The organism is Micromonospora sp. NPDC047187 (assembly GCF_040643355.1).
Classification (GTDB): Bacteria; Actinomycetota; Actinomycetes; order Mycobacteriales; family Micromonosporaceae; genus Micromonospora; species Micromonospora salmantinae.
Window position 1 is genome coordinate 252,141 of sequence record NZ_JBEYUF010000004.1, and the last position, 26,252, is coordinate 278,392.

28 protein-coding genes and 1 pseudogene are annotated in these 26,252 nt (G+C 71.9%); 14 read left to right on the plus strand and 15 right to left on the minus strand.

Features of this window, described 5'->3' with window-relative positions; genetic code table 11:
• Nucleotides 1–133: 133 nt before the first annotated feature.
• Together ABZ794_RS10370 and ABZ794_RS10375 are read right to left on the minus strand one after the other, a co-directional pair.
• Nucleotides 134–583: a hypothetical protein gene (locus tag ABZ794_RS10370; protein ID WP_210782186.1), complete on the minus strand. Its 450-nt coding sequence runs from the start codon at nt 581–583 to the stop codon at nt 134–136.
• 422 nt (nt 584–1,005) lie between these two features.
• Nucleotides 1,006–1,473: pseudogene (locus ABZ794_RS10375) on the minus strand (hypothetical protein); the annotation flags it as partial.
• Nucleotides 1,474–1,890: 417 nt separating this feature from the next.
• Between ABZ794_RS10375 and ABZ794_RS10380 the strand changes: the two are divergent.
• Nucleotides 1,891–2,895 carry an EamA family transporter gene (locus ABZ794_RS10380; RefSeq protein WP_357515149.1) on the plus strand — a complete coding sequence of 335 codons (1,005 nt, stop codon included), beginning with the start codon at nt 1,891–1,893 and terminating at the stop codon, nt 2,893–2,895.
• 10 nt (nt 2,896–2,905) lie between these two features.
• A complete protein-coding gene (locus tag ABZ794_RS10385; protein ID WP_357515153.1) occupies nt 2,906–3,559 on the plus strand; it encodes a prepilin peptidase in 654 nt (217 codons plus the stop codon).
• 115 nt (nt 3,560–3,674) lie between these two features.
• On the opposite strand, the gene ABZ794_RS10390 is transcribed toward ABZ794_RS10385, so the two are convergent.
• The 5 genes from ABZ794_RS10390 to ABZ794_RS10410 form a co-directional block, all read right to left on the minus strand.
• Nucleotides 3,675–6,854, minus strand: coding sequence for a UvrD-helicase domain-containing protein (locus tag ABZ794_RS10390; protein WP_357515156.1), 3,180 nt, complete (start codon nt 6,852–6,854; stop codon nt 3,675–3,677).
• Nucleotides 6,855–6,915: 61 nt separating this feature from the next.
• Entirely contained in the window at nt 6,916–8,160 is a 1,245-nt protein-coding gene (locus ABZ794_RS10395; RefSeq protein ID WP_357515160.1) for a metallophosphoesterase, read from the minus strand.
• Between the two features lie 14 nt (nt 8,161–8,174).
• Nucleotides 8,175–8,429 (minus strand): MoaD/ThiS family protein, encoded by a 255-nt coding sequence (locus ABZ794_RS10400; RefSeq protein ID WP_210787240.1) that lies wholly within the window; start codon nt 8,427–8,429, stop codon nt 8,175–8,177.
• 2 nt (nt 8,430–8,431) lie between these two features.
• Nucleotides 8,432–9,445 carry a GTP 3',8-cyclase MoaA gene (gene moaA / locus ABZ794_RS10405; protein ID WP_238687941.1) on the minus strand — a complete coding sequence of 338 codons (1,014 nt, stop codon included), beginning with the start codon at nt 9,443–9,445 and terminating at the stop codon, nt 8,432–8,434.
• The gene (locus tag ABZ794_RS10410) at nt 9,442–10,356 is read right to left on the minus strand and encodes a fructosamine kinase family protein (RefSeq protein WP_357515165.1); all 915 of its coding nucleotides are present in this window, start codon (nt 10,354–10,356) and stop codon (nt 9,442–9,444) included. The genes moaA and ABZ794_RS10410 overlap by 4 nt, the downstream gene beginning before the upstream one ends.
• A gap of 173 nt (nt 10,357–10,529) precedes the next feature.
• On the opposite strand from ABZ794_RS10410, the gene ABZ794_RS10415 reads away from it, so the two are divergent.
• The 4 genes from ABZ794_RS10415 (at nt 10,530) to ABZ794_RS10430 (ending at nt 13,132) form a co-directional block, all read left to right on the plus strand.
• Nucleotides 10,530–11,573: a DUF4192 domain-containing protein gene (locus ABZ794_RS10415; protein WP_210787234.1), complete on the plus strand. Its 1,044-nt coding sequence runs from the start codon at nt 10,530–10,532 to the stop codon at nt 11,571–11,573.
• A complete protein-coding gene (locus ABZ794_RS10420; RefSeq protein WP_238687943.1) occupies nt 11,560–11,820 on the plus strand; it encodes a hypothetical protein in 261 nt (86 codons plus the stop codon). The genes ABZ794_RS10415 and ABZ794_RS10420 overlap by 14 nt, the downstream gene beginning before the upstream one ends.
• Entirely contained in the window at nt 11,820–12,137 is a 318-nt protein-coding gene (locus ABZ794_RS10425) for a helix-turn-helix transcriptional regulator (RefSeq protein WP_357515172.1), read from the plus strand. Before ABZ794_RS10420 ends, ABZ794_RS10425 begins: the two co-directional genes overlap by 1 nt.
• 278 nt (nt 12,138–12,415) lie before the next feature.
• Nucleotides 12,416–13,132, plus strand: a complete 717-nt coding sequence (locus tag ABZ794_RS10430) for a GAP family protein (protein ID WP_357515176.1) — start codon at nt 12,416–12,418, stop codon at nt 13,130–13,132.
• Between the two features lie 13 nt (nt 13,133–13,145).
• Here the strand turns inward: ABZ794_RS10430 and fdhD are convergent, their stop codons facing one another.
• Nucleotides 13,146–14,012 carry a formate dehydrogenase accessory sulfurtransferase FdhD gene (gene fdhD / locus ABZ794_RS10435; protein WP_238687945.1) on the minus strand — a complete coding sequence of 289 codons (867 nt, stop codon included), beginning with the start codon at nt 14,010–14,012 and terminating at the stop codon, nt 13,146–13,148.
• A gap of 239 nt (nt 14,013–14,251) precedes the next feature.
• Between fdhD and ABZ794_RS10440 the strand changes: the two genes are divergently transcribed.
• The 3 genes from ABZ794_RS10440 to ABZ794_RS10450 all read left to right on the plus strand — a co-directional run bounded on the left by ABZ794_RS10440 (nt 14,252) and on the right by ABZ794_RS10450 (nt 16,377).
• A complete protein-coding gene (locus ABZ794_RS10440; protein ID WP_357515181.1) occupies nt 14,252–14,926 on the plus strand; it encodes an NTP transferase domain-containing protein in 675 nt (224 codons plus the stop codon).
• Nucleotides 14,923–15,189: a DUF6457 domain-containing protein gene (locus tag ABZ794_RS10445; protein WP_357515184.1), complete on the plus strand. Its 267-nt coding sequence runs from the start codon at nt 14,923–14,925 to the stop codon at nt 15,187–15,189. The genes ABZ794_RS10440 and ABZ794_RS10445 overlap by 4 nt, the downstream gene beginning before the upstream one ends.
• Before the next feature lie 81 nt (nt 15,190–15,270).
• Nucleotides 15,271–16,377: a hypothetical protein gene (locus tag ABZ794_RS10450; RefSeq protein WP_210787435.1), complete on the plus strand. Its 1,107-nt coding sequence runs from the start codon at nt 15,271–15,273 to the stop codon at nt 16,375–16,377.
• Nucleotides 16,378–16,383: 6 nt separating this feature from the next.
• Here the strand turns inward: ABZ794_RS10450 and ABZ794_RS10455 are convergent, their stop codons facing one another.
• Entirely contained in the window at nt 16,384–17,340 is a 957-nt protein-coding gene (locus ABZ794_RS10455) for a zinc-binding dehydrogenase (RefSeq protein ID WP_210787436.1), read from the minus strand.
• A gap of 72 nt (nt 17,341–17,412) precedes the next feature.
• Entirely contained in the window at nt 17,413–17,877 is a 465-nt protein-coding gene (locus ABZ794_RS10460; protein WP_210787437.1) for an Lrp/AsnC family transcriptional regulator, read from the minus strand.
• Nucleotides 17,878–17,936: 59 nt separating this feature from the next.
• Between ABZ794_RS10460 and ddaH the strand changes: the two genes are divergently transcribed.
• A complete protein-coding gene (gene ddaH, locus ABZ794_RS10465) occupies nt 17,937–18,770 on the plus strand; it encodes a dimethylargininase (RefSeq protein ID WP_357515189.1) in 834 nt (277 codons plus the stop codon).
• A gap of 67 nt (nt 18,771–18,837) precedes the next feature.
• Here ddaH and ABZ794_RS10470 read toward each other — a convergent pair whose 3' ends face one another.
• Complete coding sequence (locus tag ABZ794_RS10470) at nt 18,838–20,025, minus strand: ABC transporter substrate-binding protein (protein ID WP_210787438.1); 1,188 nt, start codon at nt 20,023–20,025, stop codon at nt 18,838–18,840.
• A gap of 80 nt (nt 20,026–20,105) precedes the next feature.
• A complete protein-coding gene (locus ABZ794_RS10475) occupies nt 20,106–20,903 on the minus strand; it encodes an alpha/beta fold hydrolase (RefSeq protein WP_210787439.1) in 798 nt (265 codons plus the stop codon).
• A gap of 84 nt (nt 20,904–20,987) precedes the next feature.
• Here ABZ794_RS10475 and ABZ794_RS10480 point away from each other — a divergent pair, with 84 nt between their 5' ends.
• A complete protein-coding gene (locus ABZ794_RS10480; RefSeq protein WP_091396749.1) occupies nt 20,988–21,590 on the plus strand; it encodes a bacterial proteasome activator family protein in 603 nt (200 codons plus the stop codon).
• Between the two features lie 2 nt (nt 21,591–21,592).
• Here ABZ794_RS10480 and ABZ794_RS10485 read toward each other — a convergent pair whose 3' ends face one another.
• The 3 genes from ABZ794_RS10485 to ABZ794_RS10495 form a co-directional block, all read right to left on the minus strand.
• Entirely contained in the window at nt 21,593–22,405 is an 813-nt protein-coding gene (locus tag ABZ794_RS10485; RefSeq protein WP_210787440.1) for an HAD family hydrolase, read from the minus strand.
• Nucleotides 22,405–23,226 carry an HAD family hydrolase gene (locus ABZ794_RS10490; protein WP_357515193.1) on the minus strand — a complete coding sequence of 274 codons (822 nt, stop codon included), beginning with the start codon at nt 23,224–23,226 and terminating at the stop codon, nt 22,405–22,407. The genes ABZ794_RS10485 and ABZ794_RS10490 overlap by 1 nt, the downstream gene beginning before the upstream one ends.
• Nucleotides 23,227–23,521: 295 nt before the next feature.
• Nucleotides 23,522–24,259, minus strand: coding sequence for a hypothetical protein (locus ABZ794_RS10495; protein ID WP_357515196.1), 738 nt, complete (start codon nt 24,257–24,259; stop codon nt 23,522–23,524).
• 132 nt (nt 24,260–24,391) lie between these two features.
• Between ABZ794_RS10495 and ABZ794_RS10500 the strand changes: the two genes are divergently transcribed.
• From ABZ794_RS10500 to ABZ794_RS10510, 3 genes are all read left to right on the plus strand, one after another.
• Nucleotides 24,392–24,823 (plus strand): OsmC family protein, encoded by a 432-nt coding sequence (locus ABZ794_RS10500; protein ID WP_357515198.1) that lies wholly within the window; start codon nt 24,392–24,394, stop codon nt 24,821–24,823.
• A gap of 149 nt (nt 24,824–24,972) precedes the next feature.
• Complete coding sequence (locus tag ABZ794_RS10505) at nt 24,973–25,320, plus strand: metallopeptidase family protein (protein WP_196924705.1); 348 nt, start codon at nt 24,973–24,975, stop codon at nt 25,318–25,320.
• Nucleotides 25,321–25,449: 129 nt separating this feature from the next.
• Entirely contained in the window at nt 25,450–26,172 is a 723-nt protein-coding gene (locus tag ABZ794_RS10510; RefSeq protein ID WP_210782753.1) for an AIM24 family protein, read from the plus strand.
• Nucleotides 26,173–26,252: the final 80 nt, after the last annotated feature.

A 26,252-nucleotide genomic window follows, 5' to 3' on the forward strand; every position in this document is an offset into this window, starting at 1 on the left:
AGCTGCGAGGCTAGACATGGATAGATGCGGCTACCGGCGTGTCGAGACCCGTCGACCACTAACTAGGGCTGTCTAGCGTGGACGCTAGACAGCCCTAGTTTTGGCAATCGGACCAGCGATCGGCCAGATCGGGCTAGCGCTTCTTCAGGCAGAGCACGTAGTCGAACAGGTCGACCGAGTTGTCGTGCACGTAGTTCGCGGTCGCCTGTGGTGCGAGCGTCTCGCATCGGTCGCCGTCCGTGGTCGCCGGAATTCGCAGCAGCACCTGATAGGTGTTCGGGCCGCAGGGCACCTTGCGAAGGTCCGCGTCGCTCTCACTGCCGTCGTTCACCACGCAGTCACCCCTGGCGAACTCCTCGCCCGGAGTCGGGGCGGCCGACGTCGGGGCGTCGGTGGGCAGCGCGGGTGGAACGCCCGGGGCACTCGTCGACGGGGTACGCGCCGCGTCGCTGCCAGCGTCGGCCACCTTCCAGACCGCCCATCCGGCCAGGCCGAGACACGGACAGAGCACGAGCAGCACCACCACGGTGATGATGAGAGCGACGTTGCGGCCGGTCTTCTTCGCCGGCGCGACGGGCGGCATCCCGTAGCCGCCGGGAGGCTGCTGCCCCCACGGCGCGGGTGGCTGACCCGGCATCGGCCCGGCCGGCTGACCGGGCATCGGGCCCGCCGGTGGGTACGGCCCGGCCGGTGGGAACGGCCCCGGCGGCGGGTAACCCGGGTCCGAGGTGGTCGGCGGCGCCCACATCGGCGTGGTCGGCGGCTCCGGACTGGTGGGCGGCGGCGCCCACATGGGTGCCGTCGGTGGCTCCGCGCCGGTCGGCGGGGGACCCCACTGCTGGCGGGTAGGGTCGTCAGCGGCCGGCGGGGTGCTCCACTGGGGCACTGTCGGGTCGACCGGTGGTGAGCTGTCCGGCTCGTTGGGCGGGCGCTGGTACGGATCGTCCGGCTGGTCGGAACCCGCAGGTCCGTAGGTCGTCATGTCATCCCCGGGGGTGGGTGGTCTCAGCGTTGCTTGAGGCAGAGGACGAAGTCGAGAGTGTCCAGCTCACTGTCGAAGAAATACCAGTTGGTGTAGCCCTCGACCTTGCCGCACTTGGCCTCGGCGTCCCGCTCGCCGCTGGTCGGGCCGTCGATCCGGCTCAGCACCTCGTACGACTTGGCGGTGCAGCCGCTGATCAGCAGCTTCGGCTTGCCGCCGGCGGTGCCGTCGTTGCGGACGCACTGACCGACCTTCGCGAAGCGGGGATCGGCCGACGACTCCGGGGCGGCGGCGCTCGGGGCGGGCTCGACCGCGTCCGCGCTGGGCTCACCGGCGACGGCCGAGTTGCTCGGCGCGGCTGCCGGCGCCGGGTCGCTCTGCCCACGGCGGAACCAGAACGCCCCGGCGACGGCGACCACCAGCAGTACGACGGCCAGTACCGCGATCAGCGGCCCCCGCCCGCGCCGGCTCGGCGCCGGATCCTCGCCGTACGGGTCGTCGGGCCGGTACGGCTGCCCGCCGTACGTCGGGGTCGGCGGGGCCGGCTGGTACGAGCCGCCGTAGGGCGTGCGGGGCTCGTGGCCGTAGGGCGTATCGGTCCCGCCGCCGTAGGGCGCGCCGGGCGCCGCACCGTAGGGCGGGTTGGGTGGGCCCCCGTACGGCCCAGGTCGTCCCTGCGGTGCGGGCGGGTACGACGGGCCGGCGGGCGGGTAGGGCTCCGCTGCGGGCGGGTAGGGCTGTTGCGCCGGTCGACCGGGCGTCTCGTCGGGTCTTTGCCCACGCCACGGCCCTGGGTGGCCGCTCCCCGGTTGTCCGTAGTTCGTCATGCCGCCCTCCTGCACGAGTGGTGAGAGGCCGGCCACCAAAGCGCGACGCGGGCTCCGGGGTCACCGTAGCGTGGTCCACTGATGAGCTCACCTCCACCGAGCGCCACGGCCCTCGCCGGCCGTCGTGCCAGCAGCACGCCGACAGTGATCTGGACAGCGTTGATCGTGGTCTACGTGCTCTGGGGGTCGACCTATCTGGCCATCCGGATCACCGTGGAGACGATGCCTCCGCTGCTGTCGGCCGCGCTCCGGTTCGCCGTGGCCGGCCTGGTCCTGGCGGTGGTGCTGCGACTGCGTCGAGGCCCCGGCGCGCTGCGGGTGGACCGACGGCAACTCGGCTCGGCCGCGCTGGTCGGGGTGCTTCTGCTCGCCGCCGGCAACGGCCTGGTGGTGCTCGCCGAATCGGGGCCGCCGGGAGTGGCGGTGCCGTCCGGGATCGCCGCGCTGCTGGTGGCCACGGTGCCGTTGCTGGTGGTTCTGTTGCGCTCGGCCACCGGGGATCGGCCGCCGATCTGGACGTTCGCCGGGGTCACAGTGGGCTTCGTCGGCCTCATCCTGCTGGTGCTGCCGGGCGGTGGTTCGGCAGCGGTACCGCTGGTCGGGGCGTTGACAGTGGTGGCGGCGGCCACCTCCTGGTCGGTCGGGTCGTTCCTGTCCGGACGGATCCGGATGCCCGCCGACCCGTTCGTGGCCACGGTGTACGAGATGATGGCCGGCGCGCTGGTGCTGGTGGCAGTCGCCGCCGGTCGGGGCGAACTGGCCGACTTCCACCCGGCGGCGGTGAGCACCCGGTCCTGGTTGGCGCTGGGTTACCTCATGGTGGCCGGCTCGCTGGTGGCCTTCACCGCGTACGTCTGGCTGCTGCACAACGCGCCGATCTCGCTGGTGTCGACGTACGCCTACGTGAACCCGGCGGTCGCGGTGGCGCTCGGCGCGCTGCTGGTGGCCGAGCCGATCACCCCGCAGGTGCTGCTCGGCGGTGCTGTCATCGTCGGCGGGGTCGCCCTGGTGGTGACCACCGAACGGCCGCGTCGGGCGGGCACGGGCTCACGATCGGGGGACACGCCGGTGCGCGACCGCCAGTAACGTCCGGCCCATGTCGGCCGCCGCGCTGGTGTCGATCGCGCTGCTCGGCGCGCTGGTCGGCCTCGTCGTACCCCTGGTGTCGCGGCGCTTCGCCACCGCGGACCCGCGGCCATTGGCGTTTCCACCGCCGCGTCCGGTCCGGCGGCCCTGGGTCGACCCGATGGTGGCGGCCAGCGTCTTTGTCGGCCTTGCCGTCGCCGTGGGTGACGACCCGGCGCTGCCGGTCATCCTCGCGGTCGCGGCGGTCGGTCTGGTGCTGGCGCGGGTCGACCTGGCCTGTCTGCGGCTGCCCGACCCGTTGGTCCTCGTCGCCGGGCTGCTGGCCCTCGGAGGGCTGACCACCGCGGCGCTGCTGGCCGGCACTCCCGGCCGGCTGCTCGGCGCGCTGGGAGGCGCGACGGTCGCGGGCGCGGCGCACGTGCTGCTGGCCCTGCTGCCCGGCTCACGGCTGGGTTTCGGGGACGTGAAACTCGCCGCCGTCCTCGGCCTGCCGCTCGGCTGGTTGGGGTGGGAAGCCCTGCTGACCGGGTTGCTCCTGCCGCACGTGCTGCACGGCGGTCTGGTGCTCGGCCTGCTCGCCGCCCGAAAGGTGCACCGGAACACCCTGCTGCCCCTCGGCCCGGCCCTGCTGGTGGGCGCCTGGCTCGCCCCCCTCCTCACCTGACGCGCCCCCGCCCCCAACTTCGTCGATCTTGCCGTTTCTGCGCCGACATAAGGTGCATCCCTCGCACAGCGGCGACCGAAAGTGCAAGATCGACGGAGCATGAGGGGACCGGCGGTTAGATCAGGCGGAGTTGGCGGTCCTTGGGGCGGCGGGGTTCGGCTTCGCCGAAGCGTTCGAAGAGGCCGGGGTCGATGGTGTTGAGGAACGGTGACGGGGCGCAGTCGCGCTCGGCGCCGTGCCGGGTGCGGCGGGCGGCGTGACTGACGTACAGCCGGTCCTGAGCCCGGGTCAGGCCGACGAAGAAGAGCCGGCGCTCCTCGGCGACGGCGTCCTCGTCGGGCGTCGAGCCCGGCCAGCGCAACGGCAACAGCCCGTCCTCGACACCGACCAGGAAGACCACCGGGAACTCCAGGCCCTTCGCGGCGTGCAGGGTGAGCAGCGTGACCGCCTCGGCGCGCGGGTCGAGCGCGTCCACCTCCGCGCCGGTGGCCAACTGCGACAGGAAGGCCTCCAGGTCGTCACCGCAGCGTCGGGCCAGCGGGGTCAGCAGGTCCACTGCCGAGCGGACGTCCTCGGGACGGACCGCGCTGCTGGCGCCGTCCAGGGTGGGCACGGCGAACCGTTCCGCGACCACCTGACCGGCCAGCCGCACCCGGGCGGCAAGCGAGCCGGCCAGACCGTCGGCGTGCCGTAGCTCGCGGGCGATGGCCGCCACCCCGGGCCGATCCCGCAGCCGGTCGTGGGAACGCTTCTGCACGGGGATGTTCGCCCTGGTCAGGGCATCCACGATCGGGGCGGCCTGCGCGTCGGTGCGGTACAGCACGGCGATGTCGGAGAACGACAGCGAGGTGGACCGGCCGTCGATGCGGCCCGAGTCCAGTGAACGGTGCGACAACCCGCCGACCAGGTCGTCGACGGTACGCACCACGAAGTCGGCCTCCTCGGCCACTGACGCCGCCGGGTAGCGCCCTACCAGCGGGGCCTCCGGGTCGAGCCGGGCCGGGTCCAGTCGCCGGCCCCGGACCAGCGAGGACGGCGCGATGGCCTGCACGGCGGCGGCCAGGATCGGGGCCGACGACCGGTAGTTGCGGTTGAGCCGGACCAGTCGGGCGTCGGTGAAGTCCTCGGAGAAGCGCAGGAAGTAGCCGACGTCGGCACCCCGGAACGAGTAGATGGCCTGGTCCGGGTCGCCGATGGCACAGAGGTTGCCGTCGGCGGGGCTGAGCAGCCGCAGCAGCTCGTACTGCACCTCGTCGACGTCCTGGTACTCGTCGACGAAGATCCACCGCCAGCGGTCCCGGTACCGTTCGACCAACTTCCGGTCGGCCCGCAGCAGCTCCACCGGCAGGGTCACCAGTTCGTCCAGGTCGACCAGGTCCTGCTTGCGCAGCAGCGACACGTACGCGGCACTGTCGTCGCCGGCCTCGGTGCGGGCCGCCGCCCGCTCGGCGTCGTCGGCGATCCGGAAGTCGGCCGGGAGACCCGCCGCGCCGGCGTTCTCCCGCAGGATGGTCAAACCCAGAGCGTGGAACGTACCCACCGTGACGTCCTCGGCGACCGGGCCGAGCAGGCCGTCGAGCCGGTGCCGCAGCTCCTCGGCGGCCCGGCGGGTGAACGTGATCGCGAGGCAGTGCTCGGGGAAGACGTTCAGCTCCGCGCAGAGGTACGCGATCCGGTGGGTGAGCGTCCTGGTCTTGCCGGTGCCCGGACCGGCCACGATGAGCAGCGGACCGCCGGGTGCGGAGGCGGCCACCCGCTGCATGGCGTCCAGTCGGTCCAGCAGGCCGGTGCCGACCTCCTCCATGCCGGAGAGCATCGGCTCGAACGGCTCGTGCGGAGACGGCGGCGACGCGATCGGCCGCGCGGGCGCCGGGACCGGCTTCCGCTTCGGCTCCGCCTTGGCCGCCGCCGGGCGCTTGGCCGGAACCCGGGGAGCCGGCTCCGCGGGTCGCCGCTGCGCCGGCACCGGTACGTCGAACAGCGTCTCCTGCGCGCCCAACTCGGCCCTGTCGAAGAGCGTGATCACGCCGTACTCGCCGTCGTAACCGGGCACCCGGCGGACGTCGCCGCGCCGCAGCCGTCCGATGCCCTCCGCGAGCAGCTCACCACCGGCCTGCGCGATCTCGGTCAGCGGCGTCGCGGTCAGGATCTCCAGCTCGGGGCCGAGTGCGGCCAGCAGCTCGTTGAGCCGCCCCTCGACCTTCTTCGACCGGGCGCCCACCTTGTTGATCTCGCCGAGGATCTCGGCCAGCGGCACCAGGTGGGTGACGTCCCGGGCGTGCGCCGGCCGGTGCCCGTCCGGGCGGTCGGCCAGCTCCTCGATCCGGCTGAGGACGCCCACGGTGAGTGGCTTGCCGCACTCGGGGCAGCGCCCGCCGGCGGCCCGGGTGCGCTCCGGAGACCAGTTGACCCCACACAGCCGGTGCCCGTCCGCGTGGTACTTGCCCTCCTCCGGGAAGAACTCGATGGTGCCGGCCAGGCCGTCACCCGTACGCAGCGCCTCCCGAACGGCGAAGTAGTCCCGTTCGGCGGTCAGCACTGTCGCCTCCCGGCCCAGAGCCGGCGGCGAGTGCGCGTCCGAGTTGGACACCAGTTGGTAACCGTCCAGGCTGCCGACCCGCCAGTTCATGGCGGGGTCGGAGGAGAGCCCGGTCTCCACGGCGAAGATGTGCTCGGCCAGGTCGGCGTAGCAGTCCGCGATCGCGTCGAAGCCGGACTTCGAACCCAGCGCGGAGAACCAGGGAGTCCAGATGTGTGCCGGCACCAGATATCCGTCCGGGCTGGCCTCCAGGGTGATCTCCAGCAGGTCGCGGGAGTCCAGTCCGAGGATCGGCCGGCCGTCGGAGCCGAGGTTGCCGATCCGGCCCAGCGCGGTGTTGAACCGGGCCACCGCGTCCAGATCCGGCAGGTAGATCAGGTGATGCACCTTGCGGGTCCGGTCGTCCCGCTTGTAGATGGTGGAGATCTCCACGCTCAGCATGAAACGGACCGGGTCCGCCTCCGCGTTCGGCGCGAGTCGGGGTGGCAGCCGTCGGGCGAGGTCCCGTTCCGCCTCCGGGTCGAGCCGGTAGAGCCCCGGTTCGGCCGGGCGCAGCGTCTCCCGCAGGTGGTCGTACCAGGCGGGGTGGGTGAAGTCGCCGGTGCCGAGCAGGCCGATGCCCTTACGCCGGGCCCACCACGCGAGGTTCGGCAGGGTGAGGTCACGGCTGCACGCGCGCGAGTACTTCGAGTGGATGTGCAGGTCCGCGACGAATGGCGGTAGGCCACCGGGGGGTACGGCGCTGAACGGGGGCACGCCGCATCCTGTCACGCCCGTCGCGCCGGCCACCCGCCGCCACGCGCGTACGTGACCTCCGCTATGCCGAGCGCAGCTCGACCAGACTGATCTGCGGCTCCGCCCCGACCCGGACCGGAGGCCCCCAGAAACCGGCGCCGTTGGTCACGTAGACCTTGGTGCCGTCGACCTCGCCGAGCCCGCTGACCACCGGCTGCTCCAGCCTGACGGCCAGGTTGAACGGCACCATCTGCCCACCGTGGGTGTGCCCGGACAGTTGCAGGTCGACGCCGTAGCGGGCTGCCTCCTTGGCCGCCAACGGCTGGTGCGCGAGCAGGACCACGGGTCGACTCGGGTCGCGGTCACCGAGGGCGGCGGCGAAATCCGGCCCGGCGGCGAGGCCGGTGCCCGCCCCGGTGAGGTCGTTCACGCCGGCCAGGTCGAGCACACCGCCCCGGGCCTGGATCTCCTGCCGCCGGTTCTGCAGCACCCGCAGACCGAGCCGGTCGACCTCCTGGACCCACTCCTCCACGCCGGAGTAGTACTCGTGGTTGCCGGTGACGAAGAAGCTGCCGTAGCGGGAGCGAAGGTCGCGCAGCGGCGCGGCGGCCGAGCCGAGTTCGGCCACGGAGCCGTCGACCAGGTCACCGACGATCGCGACGATGTCCGCGTCGAGCCGGTTGATCGCGGCGACGATCCGCTCGGTGTGTGCCCGCCCGCGCAGCGGGCCGAGGTGGATGTCGGAGACGGTGGCGATGCGCAGACCGTCCATGCTGCGGGGGAGTTTGGCCAGCGGAATCCGCACCCGGTCGAGGTGAGGTGGGCCCAGCGCCGTGCGGATGCCGTACCCGGTGACGCCGGTGGCGGTGAGGCCGGCGAAGATGGCCGCCCCACGGGCCAGCAGCAACCGACGGGACGGGTCGTGGTCCGGTGCCGCTACGGCGCCGGCGGCCGGCGGCTCGGTCGGGCCGGCGGCACCGACCAGCACCGGCTCGGGCGCGGCGGTGGTGGGCTCCGCGGCGACCACCCGGCGACGCAGCACCAGCCGGGCGACCAGCATCGGGACTTCCAGCACGACCAGTACGACCAGCAGGTAGAACATCAGCGCGAGCCACAGGTAGCCCGGCCAGGCGAGCCAGTAGAGCCCGGCCTGCGTTCCGGCGAGGGTGACCGGCACGAGCAGGGCCAGCACCAGGGCGGCGATCCCACCGACCCGTCGCCAACGGCCCGGCGTGGTGGTGTCCCGAACGAGCCGCTTCCACAGGTAGAGGTGGATGAGACCGGTGACCAGCGCCAGGACAGCCACGAACCCCAGAACCGCCATCATTGCGTGCGCCTCCCTCAGCCGCCCGCGAACGGGGGCAGGACATCGATCGTGGCCCCGGCCGGTAGGGGTGCCTGACGATCATGACAGGTGACGCCGTTCACGAGGAAACTCGCCACCCGCAGCACCCCGGCGAGCCGGTCGCCGTGGCGCCGGGTCAGCTCGGACGTGAGGTCGTCGAGTGACCGCCCGGCGGGGATGGCCTCCTCGGCGCGACCGGCGGCGGCGCGGGCGCCGGCGAAGTAGCGGATGGTCAGCTGTGGCCCCTCCACGCTCAGCCTCCGATCGCGGACATCGGGCGGGTCGGCTGGAGGAAGGTGGGGTCGTCGATGCCGTGCCCGGCGCGCTTGCCCCACATCGCGGCACGCCAGCGCCGGGCCAACTCGCCGTCGTCCGCGCCGGTGCGCAGCGCGGCGCGCAGATCCGACTCTTCCGTGGCGAAGAGGCAGGCGCGGACCTGACCGTCGGCAGTCAACCGGGTGCGGTCGCAGTCCCCGCAGAAGGGGCGGGTGACGCTGGCGATCACACCGACCCGGGCGGGGCCTCCGTCGACCAGCCAGGTCTCCGCCGGTGCCGCGCCGCGCTCGGCCGGGTCGGGGCTCAGATCGAAGACTGTACGCAACGACGCCAGGATCTCCTCGGCGGTGACCATGGTGTCGCGGGCCCAGCCGTGCTGGGCGTCCAACGGCATCTGCTCGATGATCCGTAGCTGGTAGTCGTGGTCGAGGGCGAAGCGGAGCAGCGCCGGCGCCTCGTCCTCGTTGACACCACGCATCAACACCGAGTTGATCTTCACAGGGCTGAGCCCGGCGGCCGCCGCCCCGGCGAGCCCGGCCAGCACCGCGTCGAGACGGGGGCGGCGGGTGAGCTTGGTGAACCGGTCCGGGTCCAGGGTGTCCAGTGAGACGTTCACCCTGTCCAGGCCGGCGGCCCGCAACGCCGGGGCCAGCCGGTCCAGGCCGATGCCGTTGGTGGTCAGCGAGACCCGTGGGCGGGGTTCGAGGGCGGCGACCGCCGTCACGATCTCGACCAGCCCGGGTCGGATCAGCGGCTCACCGCCGGTGAACCGCACCTCGGTCACGCCGAGCAGCTCGACAGCCACCCGGACCAGCCGGACGATCTCCTCGTCGGTCAGCAACTCGGGGCCGGCCAGCCAGGGGAGACCTTCCGCCGGCATGCAGTAGGTGCAGCGCAGGTTGCACTTGTCGGTGAGGGACACCCGCAGGTCCCGGGCGACACGGCCGTACCGGTCGACGAGGACGGCGTCGGTCCCCGGGGCGACGCTCACCTGTCGACCGTAGCGCGCTCGGCGCGGCTCAGGACGCCACGGGCGGTCTGGACGACCACATCTCGGAAGCTGACGCCGAAGAGTGCGGTGTGCACTAGCAGGAGGTGCAGCTGGTGCAACGGCACGCGCTCACGCCAGCCGTCCGGTAGCGGCCAACTCTCCTGGTAGGCAGCCAGCACCCGATCCAGGTGGGGGATGCCGCCGAAGAGGGCGAGCTGGGCGAGATCCGTCTCCCGGTGCCCACCGTGCGCTGCCGGGTCGACGAGCCAGGCCCGGTCGTCGGCCCCCCACAGCACGTTGCCCGGCCACAGGTCGCCGTGGATGCGCGCGGGCGGCTCGTCGCCGCCGAGCCCGTCGAGGCGGCCGATCACCTGCTCGACCAGAGCGGCATCGGCGCTGGTCAGCGCGCCACCGTCGATCGAGCGTCGCAGGTAGGGGGCGAGGCGTCGCTCGGCGAACCAGGTCGACCAGCGCCCGCCGGTGGGGGTGTTGTCCTGTGGGAGCGAGCCGATGAACCCGGGCCAGGTGGCACCGAAGGCGGTTGCGCCCGCCCGGTGCAGCTCGGCCAACTCCCGGCCGAAGCGCTCCGCGGCCTCCGGCGTCGGTTCGCCGGGCTCCACCCAGTCGAGCGCCAGCAGCTCCGGCAACACCACGATCACCTCGGGTACGCCGACCGCGCCCGCCTCCCGCAGCCAGCGCAGGCCGGCGGCCTCGGCGGCGAAGAAGCCCTCCGGCGGCGGTCGGTCGGCGTCTTCAGGCCAGGACTTGGCGAAGACGGAGTGGCCGTCGTCGAGGGTGAGCCGGGCGGCCGCGCAGATGTTTCCACCGGCGACCGGCGTCTCCCGGAGCCGCTGATGGGTCCGGAAGGTCGGTAGGTGTGCCGGATGCGCGCGCAGGTACGCCAGGTCCATCAGCGCACGGTAACCGCTCCTTACGACAGCCAGGTGTCGCCCGACGACATCGGCGCTCTTTCCGCACCCGCAGGTGTGGCGCGAGCAGGGAAAACACGTTCAGTAACTGTGGATAAGCCGCGTGTCGTCCACAGGGGTGGCAGGGCCTGGTACGCCCGCCGCAGGCTTCCGACATGACCTCGACCGAACGCCCTCAGCTCGCCGTCCGCTCACCCGCCGACCTGATCGCCGCTGTGCCGTACCTGCTCGGCTTTCATCCCACCGACAGCGTGGTCGCCGTGGCGCTGGTCGGCCGACAGATCGTCTTCGCCGCCCGCGCGGACCTGCCCGAGCCGACCGAGCTGGGCGGGCTGGCCGTGCACCTGGCTGGTGTGATCCGCCGGCAGGGCGCCGAGGCCGCCACGGTTGTGGGTTACGGGCAACCGGAGCGGGTCACCCCGGCCGTGGACGCGGTGCGCGACGCGTTGAACGACTTCGGGCTGCACGTGCTCGACGCGCTGCGGGTGACCGACGGCCGCTGGTGGTCCTACCTCTGCACCGAGCCCGACTGCTGCCCGCCCGAGGGGCGCCGCTACGACCCGACCGTCAACCGGGTGACCGCCTCGGCGATCTTCGCCGGTCAGGTCGCACTCCCCGACCGGGCCGCCCTGGTGGCGCAGGTGGCACCGGTGGACGGCCCGGCCCGGGAGGCGGCCCGTACGGCCACCGCCCGCGCCGAGCTGAGACTGACCGAGCTGATCGAGCAGGCACCCGAGAGCGACCTGCTCGGGGCGCGGGCACTGCGCGCCGCCGGGGTGGCGGCGGTCCGCGAGGCCCAGCGCCGGCAGCGGCGTGGTGAGCGGCTCGACGACGACGAGGCGGCCTGGTTGAGCCTGCTGATGACCCACCTGCCGGTCCGCGATCACGCGTGGGAACGCACCGACGGCCGGGACCGGGACATCGCCCTCTGGACCGACGTGCTGCGCCGAGCCGAGCCGGAGGTGGCCGCCGCGCCGGGTGCGCTGCTGGCGTTCGCCGCCTGGCGCGCCGGACAGGGCGCGTTGGCGGCGGTCGCGCTCGAACGCACGCTGAGCCTGCACCCTGACTACTCGCTCGCCCTGCTGCTGGACGACCTGCTCCGGCGGGGCGTGCCCCCTGCCGAGTTGGACGGCTGGCCGTCGGTCGGCATGCCTGGTGTCATCCGGCCCCGCAAACGGAGCCGACGTGGCCGCCGCTGACGAGCCAGATGCGGGAGACTCCGCAGCAGCCGTATCGCAATTTCGCTATAGTCGGCTCTGGTCAGTCCTCTTCCACCCAGAGGCCGTGCCCGAACTGCGAGCCATACCCGCGATCGAGCAGGCGGCAATCGGACACGCCGTCGAAAAGCTGGAGAGCCTCGGCCCAGAAGCCAGCGTCAGTCAGCGGAACTTCGCCCGGGCCGTCGCAGCCGCAGAGCGAAGGATCAAGGACGTGGAGGCGGAGTGATGAAACGTTCCGAACCCAAGACCTCGCAGCAGGTCATCGGCGATGTCAGCCGTCAGGACCCGGTGTTCCGCGCAGAGTGGAATCGGACAGCATTCGCGCGTGAGGTCGCGCTCCGTATCGTGGGATACCGCACCGAGAACCAGCTGACCCAGGCCGCGCTCGCTCGCAAGGTGGGGATGACCCAGTCAGTCATCGCGCGACTGGAGTCGGGCGACCAGCCGCCGTCGATCGCGACCCTCGTCAAGCTCTCCAAGGGCACCGGCATGGAGTTCGACGTAAAGATCTCCCGCGGTGCCGTCGAGATCGTAGCCGCATAGCCGGCGGCTTCTCGGTAGATCGAGGATCGACTCGGCTTCCTGGAAGTCGGGGTGTCCCCGATACCGAAACACCCCGCCGCTTGAACAGGTCGGGCCAGAGGTCGCCCTCGTCGCGGCCCAGGACCTCGGCGGCCTTCGACGGTTCGCGACGGCGTCGGCGATGCGGGCCTGCACGCCCTCCGTCGAAGGATGTACGCGTTGCTCCTGTCCACGGCCGACGCGGCAGGCTCACCGCCGCCGGAGAATGATCTCGTGACCGTTCTCCGCGTTGGTACGACATGACCCCCGAGTTGCTGCTGTCGCTGGCCGGGCTGGCGTTGATCGACAGCACCAGCATCGGCACCCTCTTCATTCCGGTCTGGTTGCTGCTCGCCCCCGGGCCGGTCAACGTCCGGCGGATCCTGGGCTACCTCGCCACCATCGCGGTGTTCTACCTCGGGGTCGGGCTGCTGCTGGTCTGGGGAGGCAGCAGGCTGGGCGACGCGCTGGGCGGCGCCCTGGACAACCGGGGCGTCCTCTGGGCACAACTCGTCCTGGGCGTGGGAATGCTGGCGTTCAGCTTCCGCTACGACGGCAAGCGGCGTCCCCGTACCGGTGGTGTGTTGCGCTGGCGGGACCGGGCCACCGCCGGAGATTCCTCCGCCCGCTGGTTGGTCGGGCTGGCGCTGCTCGCGGCGCTCGCCGAGGTGGCGACCATGCTTCCGTACCTCGGTGCGGTGGGTCTGTTGGCCACCTCGGGGGTGGGAGCGGCGAGCGTGGTGGCGCTGCTCACCGGGTACTGCCTGGTCATGGTGCTGCCGGCGGTGTTGTTGCTGGGTGCCAGGGTGGCCCGCCCGCGACTGGTCGAGCCGGTGCTGGCCCGCCTGAACACCTGGATCGTCACGAAGGCGGGCAGCGCGTTGGGCTGGATCCTCGGCATCGCCGGTTTCCTGATCGCCCGTGATGCCGCCGCACGGCTGGCCCTGTTCGACCTGATCGACCGGATCGGTCGCTGACGGGCCGCTCGGGTCAGGCTGGCTGCTCCACTGTGATCCGGTGCGGCCCGGTGTAGACGTTCATGGTCCGTCCGCGCAGGAAGCCGACGAGTGTCATGCCCGCCTCGTCGGCCAGTTCGGCGGCGAGGGTGCTCGGGGCGGACACCGCGGCCAGCAGCGGCAACCCCGCCATCCACGCCTTCTGGGTCAGTTCGAAGCTGGCCCGCCCGGAGACCAGCAGCAGGTGCCCGGCGAGCGGCAGTCGGCGTTCCCGCACGGCCCAGCCGATCACCTTGTCCACGGCGTTGTGCCGGCCCACGTCCTCCCGGAGCACCACCAGCTCACCGTCGGGGGTGAACAGCCCCGCCGCGTGCAGCCCGCCGGTCCGATCGAAGCCGCGCTGGGCGGCGCGTAACCGGTCGGGCAGCTCGGCGAGCAGCGTGGCCGGCACGCTGAGCGGATCCGCCGCGACCGGGAAGAGCGACCGGGTGCGTACCGCGTCGATGCTGGCCTTGCCGCAGACCCCGCAGGAGCTGGTCGTGTAGAAGTTCCGGGACGGGTCGGTGGTCGGTTCCGGTACGCCGGGCGCGAGCACCACGTCCACCACGTTGTACGTGTTCGGCGTCTCCGCGCCGGCGCAGAGTTGCGCGGTCAACACGTCGTCGGTCGACCGGATCAGCCCCTCCGTCAGCAGGAACCCGATGGCCAGGTCCAGATCGTCGCCGGGAGTACGCATGGTGACGGCGAGCGGTTGGCGTCGGCCGGGGCCGGCCGCGCCGACCCGGATCTCCAGCGGCTCCTCCACGGCCAGCGTGTCCGGTCGGCGGACCGACCCGCGCCCGGCGGTCGCCGCGTCCAGGTCGATCCGGAGTACGCCCCGTCGATCAGTTGCCCGTCCCATCCCGCCATCCTCCACCCCCCGCCGGCACCCCACCCCCATACCCACCCCCACCTCCACGTGTTGATCATGAAGTTGTCCGCGCGTGTCGTCGGCGTGTCGACCGATAACTCCATGATCACCGGGGCGAGGGGCGGCACCGGGGCGAGGGGGTGGACCAGCAGGGTCGGAGGGGCCGGGGTGAGAGTCTTGATCGGGCCTGAGCGCGCGCGACCGAGCGCCGGCACGGCTACGGTGGCCGGGTGGGGACGTACGCCGCCGTGGTGCTCGCGGGTGGGGCCGCCCGACGGATGGGCGGGCTCGACAAGCCCGCGCTTCCGGTTGGTGGCCGGCCGATGCGTGACCGGGTGCTGGCCGCCGTCAGCGACGCGACGCCGCGGGTGCTGGTCGGTGCGGCCGACGCCGTGCCGGCGGGTGTGCGGGTCGTCCGGGAGGACCCGCCCGGCGGAGGTCCGGTCGCGGCGGCGGCGGCCGGCCTGGCGCTGCTGGATCCCGACGTCAGTGTGGTCGCGCTGCTCGCCGCCGACCTGCCGCTGCTCACCCGCGCCGCGATCGGTGAACTGCTGAAGCACCTCGACCGGAAGAGCCCGGACACCGAACCGCCGGGTGGCGGTCTCGCTCCGGCGCGACCGGCCCGCAGTGGCCTCGACGGCGAGCGAGGGCCGGACGGGGCGTGCTTCGTGGACGGGGACGGGCGGCGGCAGTCGCTCTGCGGTGTCTGGCGGGTCGCCGCGCTGCGGGCGGCGGTGCACCGGTTGACGGTCGAGCGGGGCGGCAGCCTGTCCGGAGCGCCGGTCCGGGCGTTGCTGGCCGGTCTCGTCGTGCGGGAGGTGGCCTGGTCCGGCGAGGGCCCGCCGCCGTGGTTCGACTGCGACACTGACGAGGACGTACGCCGGGCGGAGGAGTGGGCGCGATGACGGTGATGGACGACTGGGTCACGGCGGTGTGCGCCGAGCTGGATCTGGACCCGGCCGCGGTGCCGGTGCCGGCGGTGCTGGACCTGGCCCGGGACGTCGCCCACCAGGTGTTGCGTCCGGGTGCGCCGGTCACCACGTACCTCTTTGGGTTGGCGGTTGGCCGGGGCGCGGACCCGGCGGACGCCGCGGCCCGGCTCAGCGCGCTGGCGGGCGCCTGGCCGGTCGAGCTGGGCGCCGACCCCGCGGACCCGACGGCTTCCTGACCGCCGCTGTCCGATCCCGGTCCGGGCTGATTCGGCCAACAGGCGGCGTGGGTAGGGTGATCGTGACGGACGGAGGCGATCATGACGGCTGACCACCCCTCGGCGCCGCACGGTGAGCTGCCCGGTGCTTCGACTGAGCCGGCGGAATCGATCCTGCTCGACGAGCCCAGCACCACCGACCTGCGGGCGAAGGTGACCGAGGCGTGGCGGGAGTTCGCCCGCGCGCTCGCCGTACGGCTGCGGGAACTTCCCGTCGGCGCGCACCTCGACGTGACCCTGGACCCCACCGCCTCCGGCACCGGGGACGCCGTCTATTCGATAAGCGTCGACGTGGACGCGGACCGGGTGTTGTCCGCCCGCGCGGTCGGCAACGCCGCTCTGCCGGCGGGCTACCGACTGGACCGGGGCGCGGTGGCGGACATGGTCGCGCTCGGTTGGTCCCCGCCCGGGGTGGTCGCCGGCTCCGGCGGTTCCTTCGGGCTGAACGCCACGACGGCCGAGTCGACGCAGGTCGCCACGCTGCTCTCCCGCACGCTGCGGGACGTCTACGGTGCTCCGCACCCGGCGTTCCTCGTCTATCTGGTGCACGACGCCGAGGGCGAGCCGTTGGCCGTGGACGCGCTGGGCACCGCCCGTAGCGAGTTCGGTCCGGACGCCGACGTCGAGGCGGACCTGGAGGAGGCGCTGGCCGAGGCGGCCGCCGCGCAGGTCGAGCGGGACGACGTGCTCGACCTGGCCGACCGGGTCCGCACCGTGGTCTCCACCATGTTGAAGTCGGACACCGACCGGTTGCAGATCGACTCGGACGGCGACATCACCATCCGCGCCGGCTCGGCGATGGTCTTCGTGCGGGTGCGGGACAATCCGCCCCTGGTGGACGTCTTCTCCCCGGTGCTCACCGAGGTGGAACCGACCGAGCGGCTCTACGTCAAGCTCTCCGAACTGACGAACCGGATGCCGATCGGCCGCCTCTACTGCGCCGACGACACGGTGTGGGCGTCCATCCCGGTGTTCGGCCGCAACTTCCAGGCGACCCATCTGATGCTGGCCGTGCAGGTGATGACCGGTCTCGCCGACGAATTGGACGACCGTCTGCACGGCGAGTTCGGCGGCAAGCGGTTCTTCGGTGAGGGTGACAAGCCGGTCCGGCGCGACGAGTCGGAGCACCGCACCGGCATGTACCTCTGATCCCGATCAGGCCACGTCCAGCAGGGTCTTGCCGACCGTCGCGCGCGCCTCGATGGCGGCGTGCGCGTCGGCGGCGCGTTCCAGTGGGAAACGCTGGCCGATGAGCGGTCGTAGCTGGCCGGCCGCCGCGTCCGCCAGGGCCTGTTCGGTGTACGCCCGCAGCCGGGCCGGTGGCACGTCCGGGCGGACCAGGATGACCTGCCGTGCCGTGGCCGCCTCCGCCGAAACCGGGGACCACTCGCCGCTCGCCAGCCCGAAGCTGACCATCCGGCCGCCCGGGGGGAGCAGGTCGAAGGCGGCCCGGGCCACCGAACCACCGACCCCGTCGAACACCACGTCGACAGCGCCCACCGCAGCGCGGACCTGCTCGGCCCACTCCGGCAGCAGGTAGTCGACGGCCAGCTCGGCGCCCAGGCCGGGTAGCAGGTCCACCTTGCGTCGCCCACCGGCCGCGCCGATCACCCGGGCCCCGGCCCGGACCGCGAGCTGCACCAACAGGCTGCCGACGCCGCCGGCCGCGGCCTCCACCAGCACCCGGTCACCCGGGCGGACACCGACCGCCTCGATCAGCATGGTGGCGGTCCGCCCGTCGGCCAGGAGTGCCACCGCCTCGTCCAGAGCCAACCCGGCCGGTACCGCGATCGTCGCCGAGGCGTCCACTGCCGCGCGTTCGGCGTAACCGCCGGAACCTCCGGTGGCGGTGACCACCCGTTGCCCGGCCAGCGTCGGGTCGACGTCCGACCCGACAGCCGTGATCACTCCGCCGACGCCGTTGCCGGGGATCAGCGGTGGGGTGAGGCGGAACGGGCCGGGGTGACCGGCGCGCAGTTGCGTCTCGATGAAGGTGATGTTCGCGTGCGCGACGTCGATCAGCACCTGGCCGGGACCGGGAACCGGGTCGGGCGCGGGGCCGGGCACCAGCACCTCGGGCCCGCCGAACTCACGTAACCAGATCGCCCGCATGACAGCCCCCTCGGCCCCGATGGGCTGCCTCGCCCACTCGGGGCCAGTCCATCTCCTCAACCTGGGTTGAGGTCAAGAGGCGCCGGCGGACGGGCCGACGCCGGGCGATTCGACCAGCCGGGAGAGCACGATGGTGCTGCGGGTGGAGGTCACGAAGGACTCGGCACGCAGCCGCTCCAGTGCCGCCTCCAGGTGGGCGATGTCGGCGGCGCGCAGGTGCACGAGTGCGTCCGCCTCCCCGGAGACGGTGTACGCGCCGACCACCTCGGGGTGTCGGCGGGCGGCCACGCCGATCTGCGCCGGGGTGGTCCGCCCGGCGCAGAACAGCTCGACGAAGGCCTCCGTGGTCCAGCCGACGGCGGCCGGATCAACGACGGCCGTGAATCCCCTGATCACGCCGGTGGCGCGTAGTCGGTCGACGCGACGTTTGACCGCTGGGGCGGAGAGTGACACCCGGGCACCGATGTCGGCGTACGACGCACGGGCGTCCGCGACGAGTAACGCAATGATCCGCTGGTCTACCGCGTCTATCTGCAACGTTCCGCCTCTGGGAAGCAAAGCTTGTGGCTGTTTTCAAAGTTCCACGGTACCTACTCTTGGTGACCGTGAACCAGCAGCGTTTCCCGCGAAAGCGGACATATCTCATGTGCTCGCCGGAATACTTCGCGGTCGAGTACGCGATCAACCCGTGGATGGACGTGACCACCCCGGTCGACCGGGACCTGGCCGTCAAGCAGTGGGACCGGCTGCGCGAGACGCTTGTCGGCCTCGGCCACGACGTGCACCTGCTCACCGCCGAGCAGGGCCTGCCCGACATGGTCTACGCCGCCAACGGCGGCTTCGTGGTGGACGGCAGCGTCTACGGCGCCCGGTTCAAGCACGAACAGCGGGCCGCCGAGGCCGCCGCCCACCACGCCTTCTACGAGGCGCAGGGCTGGCGGTTCATCGCACCCAGCGAGACAAACGAGGGTGAAGGCGACTTCGCGTACGTGCCGGAGGCGCACGGCGGGCTCATCCTGGCCGGGCACGGCTTCCGTACCGAGATTCCCGCCCACGCGGAGGCGCAGGAGGCGCTGGGTCGTCCGGTGGTGTCGCTGCGCCTGATCGACCCCCGTTTCTACCACCTGGACGTTGCGCTCGCGGCCATCGACGACGCGAACGTCGTCTACTTCCCGGGCGCGTTCTCCGCGGCCAGCCAGCGGGTGCTCACCCAGCTCTTCCCGGACGCGGTGATCGCCGACGACGAGGACGCGATGGCCTTCGGGCTCAACCTGGTCAGCGACGGCGCGAACGTGGTGCTCAACAGCGAGGCCACCCGGCTGGCCGGCAAGCTCAAGGCGGCCGGGTACACCCCGGTCCCGGTCGAGTTGGCCGAGCTGAAGAAGGGCGGCGGCAGCGTGAAGTGCTGCATCGCCGAGCTGCGGCACTGACCCGCGAACGTCTCGGGGCCGGTCTCCCACTGGGAGACCGGCCCCGAATCGTGCTCCGGGTGGGCGTTCAGCCCAGCGTGGCCAGCTCGTTGATCAGCACGTTCGACATGACCTGACCGTCGCGCTGCACCTCGCGCAGGTACCACTTCTGCTGCGGGGTACGCGGCTGGTTGAACTGCCAGATGCCGCGCGGGCTGTCGATCTGGCCGATCTTGCCCAGGGCCAGGTTGACCTGCTGCGGCGTGGGCTTCCCACCGGTCAGCTGGATGGCCTGGTCGAGCACCTGCGCCGCGTCGTACGACGCCATCGCGTACGTGGTGGGGGTGACCTGGTACTTCTTGCGGTACGCCGAGGCGAAGACCCGGTTCGACGTGTTGTTCAGGTCGGCCGAGTAGTTCAGCGCGGTCTGGATGCCCAGCGCGTTGTCCTTCAGGTTCTCCAGCACGGTGCCCTCGGTGAGGAAGCCGGGTGCGTAGATCGGCCCGGCGAACCTCTCGCGCAGCTGCTTGATGAACTCCACAGCTGCCGCTCCGGCGAAGAAGCAGAAGACCGCTGTGGGCTTCTTGGCCAGCGCCTTGGTGATGTCGGAGGCGTACGTCGTCTTGCCGGGGTTGGAGGTGGCGTTGGTGTAGGTCACCGGGTCGCCGATCCGCGGGTCGGTCGCGCCGAACTCCTGCCGGAAGCCGCGGACCACGTCGGGGCTGCCGACGTTCTCCGGCATGATGATCGCGATGCGGCCGTTCGCCGGCAGTTGGTCGCGCAGGTAGCGGCCCAGCGCCTTGCCAGCCTCGTCGAGCACGTACGAGGTCCGCCAGATGTAGAAGACGCTCTGCAGGCTGCTCGGTGAGGCGTTGGAGCCGATCAGCGGGACCCGGGCCTGCTCCACTGTGTCCCGGATGCCGACCATCACCGCCGAGTTGACCACGCCGGTGAGTGCCAGCACGCCCTGCTTGAGCAGGCCCTCGACGGCAGCCTTGCCCGTCTTCGCGGTGTCGCCCTCGTCGGCGGTCAGCAGCTCCACGGGGTGGCCGCCCAGCCGCTGGTCGTGCAGGTCGAGGAAGAGCTGGAAGCCATTGGTGATGTCGTCGCCGATGCTCTTGAAACCACCAGCCTGCGGCGTGATCAAACCGATCTTGATCGGGCCCCGGTTGGCGCTCGGATCGGCGTCACCGTCTGAGCCACACGCGGCGACGAACCCGGTGGTACCGAGCGCGGCCAACAGTTGGAGCGCCCGCCTGCGATTCATCTGCGACACCGAGTTCCTTCCAAGGATGCGTACAGGGCCGAACACCGCCCCACCGGCGTTCTACCTGGTCCGCGACGCTGCGTCAATGGCTAGTGATCATCGTGCAGGGACCGCAACACGGCGAGGACCTGAGGCCAGGCGACGGCCTCCGGGTCGATCAGCCCGAAATGCTCGCATCCAGGCAGTTCAACAAGGGAAATATCGGAACCAGTGACACGCGCCTCCGCGACGAAATCCCGGCTCATCTCGACCGGAACCTGGCGATCGTCCGAGCCATGGACAACTACTGTCCGTGTTCGTATCGGTACCAACATCCGTGGATCCGCGCTCGCGTACCGGTCCGGGAACTGCGCCGGGCCGCCGCCGAGCAGCGCGGCGACCGCGCCCGAGTCCAGATCCCGCCGGTACGCCTCGCCCAGATCGGCCACCGGGGCCAGGGCGAGCACCCCGCCCACCGTTGCCGGAGCGGTGGCCGCCACGTACAGCGCCAGGTGGCCGCCGGCGGAGTGCCCGACCAGGATCGGCGGGGCCAGGCTCACCCGGCCGGGCAGCGCCTCGGCCGCCAGCACCGGCAGCTCGGCCACCCCGGTCAGCACGTCGGTCAGGGTGCCCGGCCAGCCACCCCCGGGCTGCCCGGTACGGCGGTATTCCAGCTGCGCCACCGGGTAGCCGTCAGCGGCCAGGGCCGCGGCCAACGGGCCGGTGTGCCGTCGGTCGTACTCGGCCCGCCAGAAGCCGCCGTGCAGGACGACGACCAGCTGCCGGGCCGGCCCGGCTCCCGCCGGGAGGCGCAGATCGGCCACCTGGTCCGGGTGGTCCCCGTACGCCACTGTCCGGTCGGGCTCGGGTGCGGGCCGGGTCAACACGGCGCGCGGGTCGACAGGCATGGCGCGACGGTAGCGCGCCCCGCCCGGGTGGTTCGGCCCCGGTAGTCGGTCCCGGCCGGCATGGTTCGCGCCCGCTGGGTAAAGATGGACCCCATGACCGAAGCGCGCTCCGCTGGACAGAACGACGAGCCCGGCCCCGACGACTCCGGCCACTCCGGCACCGTGGTGGTGGTTGGCCCGGACGGCCGGCCGATCGGCACGATGCAGACCGACGAGGGCCAGGGCGAGGACCCGACCCGCCTGGTCGAACAGCCGGCCAAGGTGATGCGGATCGGCAGCATGATCAAGCAGTTGCTGGAGGAGGTGAAGGCCGCACCTCTCGACGACGCCAGCCGCAACCGGATGCGGGAGATCCACGAGCGGTCGATCGTCGAGCTCAAGGAGGGCCTCGCCCCCGAGCTGCGCGACGAGCTGGAGCGCATCTCGCTGCCCTTCGCCGAGGACAAGGCCCCCAGCGAGGGCGAGCTGCGGATCGCGCACGCCCAGCTCGTCGGCTGGCTGGAGGGCCTGTTCCACGGCATCCAGGCGGCCCTGGTGGCCCAGCAGATGGCCGCCCGGGTGCAGCTGGAGCAGATGCGCGGCGGCCGGCAGGCGCTGCCCAGCGGCCCCGGTGGGGTAGTCCCCGGGATGCCGGGCATCGGCCAGCCGGGCGGCGGCGAGGGTCACAACACCGGTCAGTACCTCTGACCTCAGTCCACCCCGAAGATCTTCTCCAGGTACGCCGCCACGCCGTCCTCGGTGTTCGCCGTCGTCACGTCGTCGGCGACCGCCAGGACGGCGCGGTGCGCGTTGGCCACCGCCACACCACGCCCGGCCCAGGTCAGCATCGGCACGTCGTTGGGCATGTCGCCGAAGGCCAGCACGTCCGCCGCGGCCACCCCGAGCTGGTCGCAGTACCAGGCCAGTCCCGCCGCCTTGGTCACCCCGGCCGCCGAGATCTCCACCAGCCCGGAGGACGACGAGTGCGTGGCCTCGGCCAACCCCGCCACCGCCGTGGCGATCAGCTCGGCGAAGGCATCCGGGTCCTGCTCGCCGGCTCGGGCGAGGAGCTTCACCGCCGGCACCGAGAGCAACTCCTCCGGCGTCTCGATCGGCCGAATGCCGTTGGCGTCGGCATCCCACCGCAGCGGGTAGTGCGCCTCGTGCCGCATTTCCCGGCTGTCCAGGATCTCCACGGCGAAGCTGATCCCGGGCACTTCGGCCCGTAGCCTCCGGGCCACCTCGGCCAGGTGGTGCGGGGCGAGCGGGTCAGCCCGCACCACCTCGTCCTCGAACGGGTCGTAGACCACGGCGCCGTTCGCGCAGACCGCCGGCAGCGGTCGGGCGAGCTGGTCGTACACCATCTTGAGCCAGCGGACCGGACGGCCGGTGACCAGGACGACCGGCGTGCCTCGCGCGGAGATCCGCGCGAGCAGGTCGGCGGTACGTGGGCTGACGGTGTGGTCGTCGCGGATCAGCGTGCCGTCGATGTCGGTGGCGATGAGGCGGGGTGTGTCTCCCATTACCGGGACAGTAGCCGGTCCAGATACACCGCCACCCCGTCGTCGTCGTTGCGCAAGGTCACCTCATGGGCGGCGGCGCGCAGCGCGGGGTGTGCGTTGGCCACTGCCACCCGGGACCAACCGGCCCACTCGAACATCGGCAGGTCGTTGGGCATGTCACCGAAGACCAGCACATCGGCCGGGTCGACCCCGAGCGTCTGCGCCACCACGGTCAGCCCGGTCGCCTTGTCCACGCCGGGCGGGGAGATCTCGATGAAGCCGAGCCCGGCCTGGGTGAGCGTGGCGACCTGCGGCGAGACGATCCGGCGGGCCACCGCCAGCAGCTCGTCCACGTGATGGTCGGCGGTCCGGGCGAACGCCTTGATCACGTCGCAGGCGAGGCACTCGTCGCGAGTGCGCGCCTCGAAGCGGTCCTGGTAGGGCCAGCTCTCGTGGTAGTCGCCCCACAGCGGGGCGTCGTGCTCGTCGGACGCCTCGACCATCACGGTCAGCGGGCCGACCTCCGTCTCCAGGTCGGCGAGGAGCCGGGCCAGAACCTCGGCGGGCAGCCGCTCGTCGCGGAGCACCACCGGGCCGCTCGGGTCGCTCTGGTCGACCACCCGTCCGCCGCCGGCCATCACGAGGAAGTCGGCGGCACGGATGTCGTTGCGGGTCAACTCGGTCAACCGAGGGCCGCGTCCGGTTGCGCCGACCACCGGAATTCCGGCGGCGCGCACCCGGTCGAGCACCCCATGGGTGTACGCGGAGACGGTGTCATCGCTGCGGACCAGCGTCCCGTCGAGGTCGGTCGCGATCAACTTGGGCAGTCCCGGGCGGGTCATTGTTCCTCCTTCGCCCACCGCCGTCGCACCGCCAGGATCAGCGAAACCGAGTCCCGGAGTGACGGCGGGCAGCAACCGTACCTCGCGAAACGGGCCCCAACCATGGCTTCCAGGCGAATCGGACGCCAACCCCCAGCGCCCGTGAGGTGTCCCGCAGCGCCGCCCCCACCTCACCGCGCGATCTTGCACTTTCGGTTGCCGTCTCGCGTGCTTATGGGCCCTATGCCGGGACAGCAAACGCAAGATCGGCGCGGGGTGGGGGGTGGGGGGTGCGGGGTGCGGGGTGGGGTGGGGGTTAGGGCTGGGGGTCGGGGCGGGCGAAGGGGGCGGCGGGGGTGACTGTCAGGTCGGCTGGGGCGGGGAGGCCGTCCTCGATCGGGTCGGGGTCACGGCGGCGGCGCCGGGGGCGCGGTGCTGGCGGGTCGGCGGGGCGGTCGTCGTCCGGCGGCCCGAACGCGCCGGGGGGTGCGGCGGGGGTCAGCCGCAGGGCGGCCGCGAACAGCACGCAGGCCACGAACGCCATCACCAGCCCACGGCCGTACTCGACCTGGAAGCCGTCCTGGGGCGAGTAGAAGAAGTTTCGCTGACCGGGGTTGTCGAGGCTGGCCGTGGCAGCCACCAGCAGCGCCAGCAGGGCACCGGCCAGTGTGAGACCGGCCAGCCGGGCGTTCGCCCGCACGGCTGCCGTGCCGCGCAACGTCAGCGCCACGGTGCAGACGAGGGTAAGAAGCCCGACCAGGTAGCCGACCCCGAAGCCACCGACCTCGGACACCCCGGCGGGCACCTTGATCGTCGTGTTCCCCTCGGGCCCGCCGTTCGGCAGGTTCATCACCAGCCACTCACCGACGAGCGAGGCGATCGCGGCCACCGCGCCCAGACCGGCGAGCAGCAGGGGCAGACGAGGATCCTGCGTGAAGTCGGCCAGGGACCAGGCGAAGCGGCGTCGCGGGGCCGGCTCGTCGGCACCCCACTCGATCACCGCCGGGGCCTCGGATCGGTCGCCCTGCCGCGGGATCGGAAGCTCCTCGGACATCGGCCACCCTTCCGCCCTGTCACGGACCTGGGTCGCATCATGGCACAGCAAGCTGGTGGTGACAGGGATCGCAGGGCTGGCGAGCGCGCCGGTCTGTCGCTCGGCGGTCGCCTTTCCGCTAGCGTTTGCCCCATGCCTATCCGTACCGCTTCAGCACAATGGCAGGGCAATCTCACCGAGGGCGCGGGCACCATCCGCACCGGTAAGGGCGGCCTGTCCGGCAACTACTCCTTCAAGTCGCGCTTCGAGGAGGGTGAGGGCACCAACCCCGAGGAGCTGATCGCCGCCGCGCACGCCGGCTGCTTCTCGATGGCGTTCTCCAAGGCGCTTGCCGACGCGGGCTCGACGGCCACCTCGGTCGAGACCACCGCCAAGGTGCACCTGGACAAGACCGACGCCGGCATGACGGTCACCCGGATCGACCTGGAGACTGTCGGCCAGGTCCCGGGGATCGACGACGCGGAGTTCCAGAAGCTCGCCGAGGCCGCCAAGGCCAACTGCCCGATCTCTCGCCTGCTCTCGCCGGGTGCCGAGATCACCCTCAACGCCCACCTGGCTGCCTGAGCCAACCGGCCCACACCGTACGTCCACGGAAGGAGCCTCCGCCCGATCCAGGGTGGTCGCTTCTTCCGTGCATGTGCGGATGACGGCCACTGTCGTCCGGCAGGACCGGGCCGCGTGCCCCCGCGTCGGGCACAATGGGCGAGGTGCCGGTGGAGATGAGCCGTGAGCGCTTCGAGGAGTTGGTCGGCGAAGCCCTCGACGAGGTGCCCGAAGAACTACTCGGCCTGATGAACAACGTGGTGATCCTGGTCGAGGACGACCCGCCACCGGGAGAGGTCGACCTGCTCGGCCTCTACGAGGGGCATGCGCTCACCGAGCGCGGCTGGGACTACTCCGGCGTGCTGCCCGACCGGATCTTCATCTACCGCCGTCCGATCCTGCGGATCTGCGACAACGACGAGGACGTCATCGACGAGGTGGCGGTGACAGTGGTGCACGAGATCGCCCACCACTTCGGCATCGACGACGCGCGGTTGCACGCGCTCGGCTGGGGCTGAGCCCCGCCGCTCGACGCCCGCCCCCGCTGTTCGATCCGCCCGCGCCGCGCCGCCCGTCCGATGGCCGGTGCTTGCCGAGGTCGCCTACCGTCGGTGCAGCGAACGCGACCCTATTCAGGAGGCCCTTTCATGCGCAGCGAGCTGTTCTCCGCGGAGAATCTGGAGAAGGAGTCCGCGCAGCCCGGCATGCGGTTGCAGAACTCCAAGATGTTGAAGATCGAGCTCAACGGCGAGGCGATGGCCCGGGTCGGGTCGATGGTCGCCTACCAGGGCAATGTGCAGTTCCAGGCGTTGGGTTCCGGCGGGCTCGGCAAGTTCCTCAAGCAGAAGCTCACCGGCGAGGGCGTCCCGCTGATGAAGGTCACCGGGCAGGGTGACGTCTTCCTCGCCGAGCTGGCCAAGGACGTGCACATCATCGACCTGGAGCCGGGCGACTCCCTCTCCATCAACGGCAGCAGCGTGCTCGCCTTCGACTCCACCCTCCAGTACGACATCAGGATGGTCGGCGGCGCCGGGATGGCGTCCTCGTCCGGCCTCTTCAACTGTGTGTTCACCGGCTACGGGCGGATCGCCATCACCACCAGGGGCACCCCGGTCGTGCTGAACGTGGACGCCCCGACGTACGTCGACCCCCAGGCTGCGGTCTGCTGGTCGGCCAACCTCCAGACCGGCTACCACCGGGCCGAACAGCTCGGCCTCGGCACTCTGCTCGGGCGTCGCACCGGCGAGTCGTTCACCATGAGCTTCGCCGGTCAGGGCTTCGTCGTGGTGCAGCCGTCCGAGGAGCCGCCGATCATGGGCAGTGGCCAGCAGCAGCAGGAGGGCGGTCTGCTCGGCGGTCTGCTGAGCTGACCGGGAGTGGCGCTGGCCGCACCGGACCTGTCGGGCTGACCGCAGCGGCGCGGGCGCTCCCGTTCTCTTGGGGGCGCTCC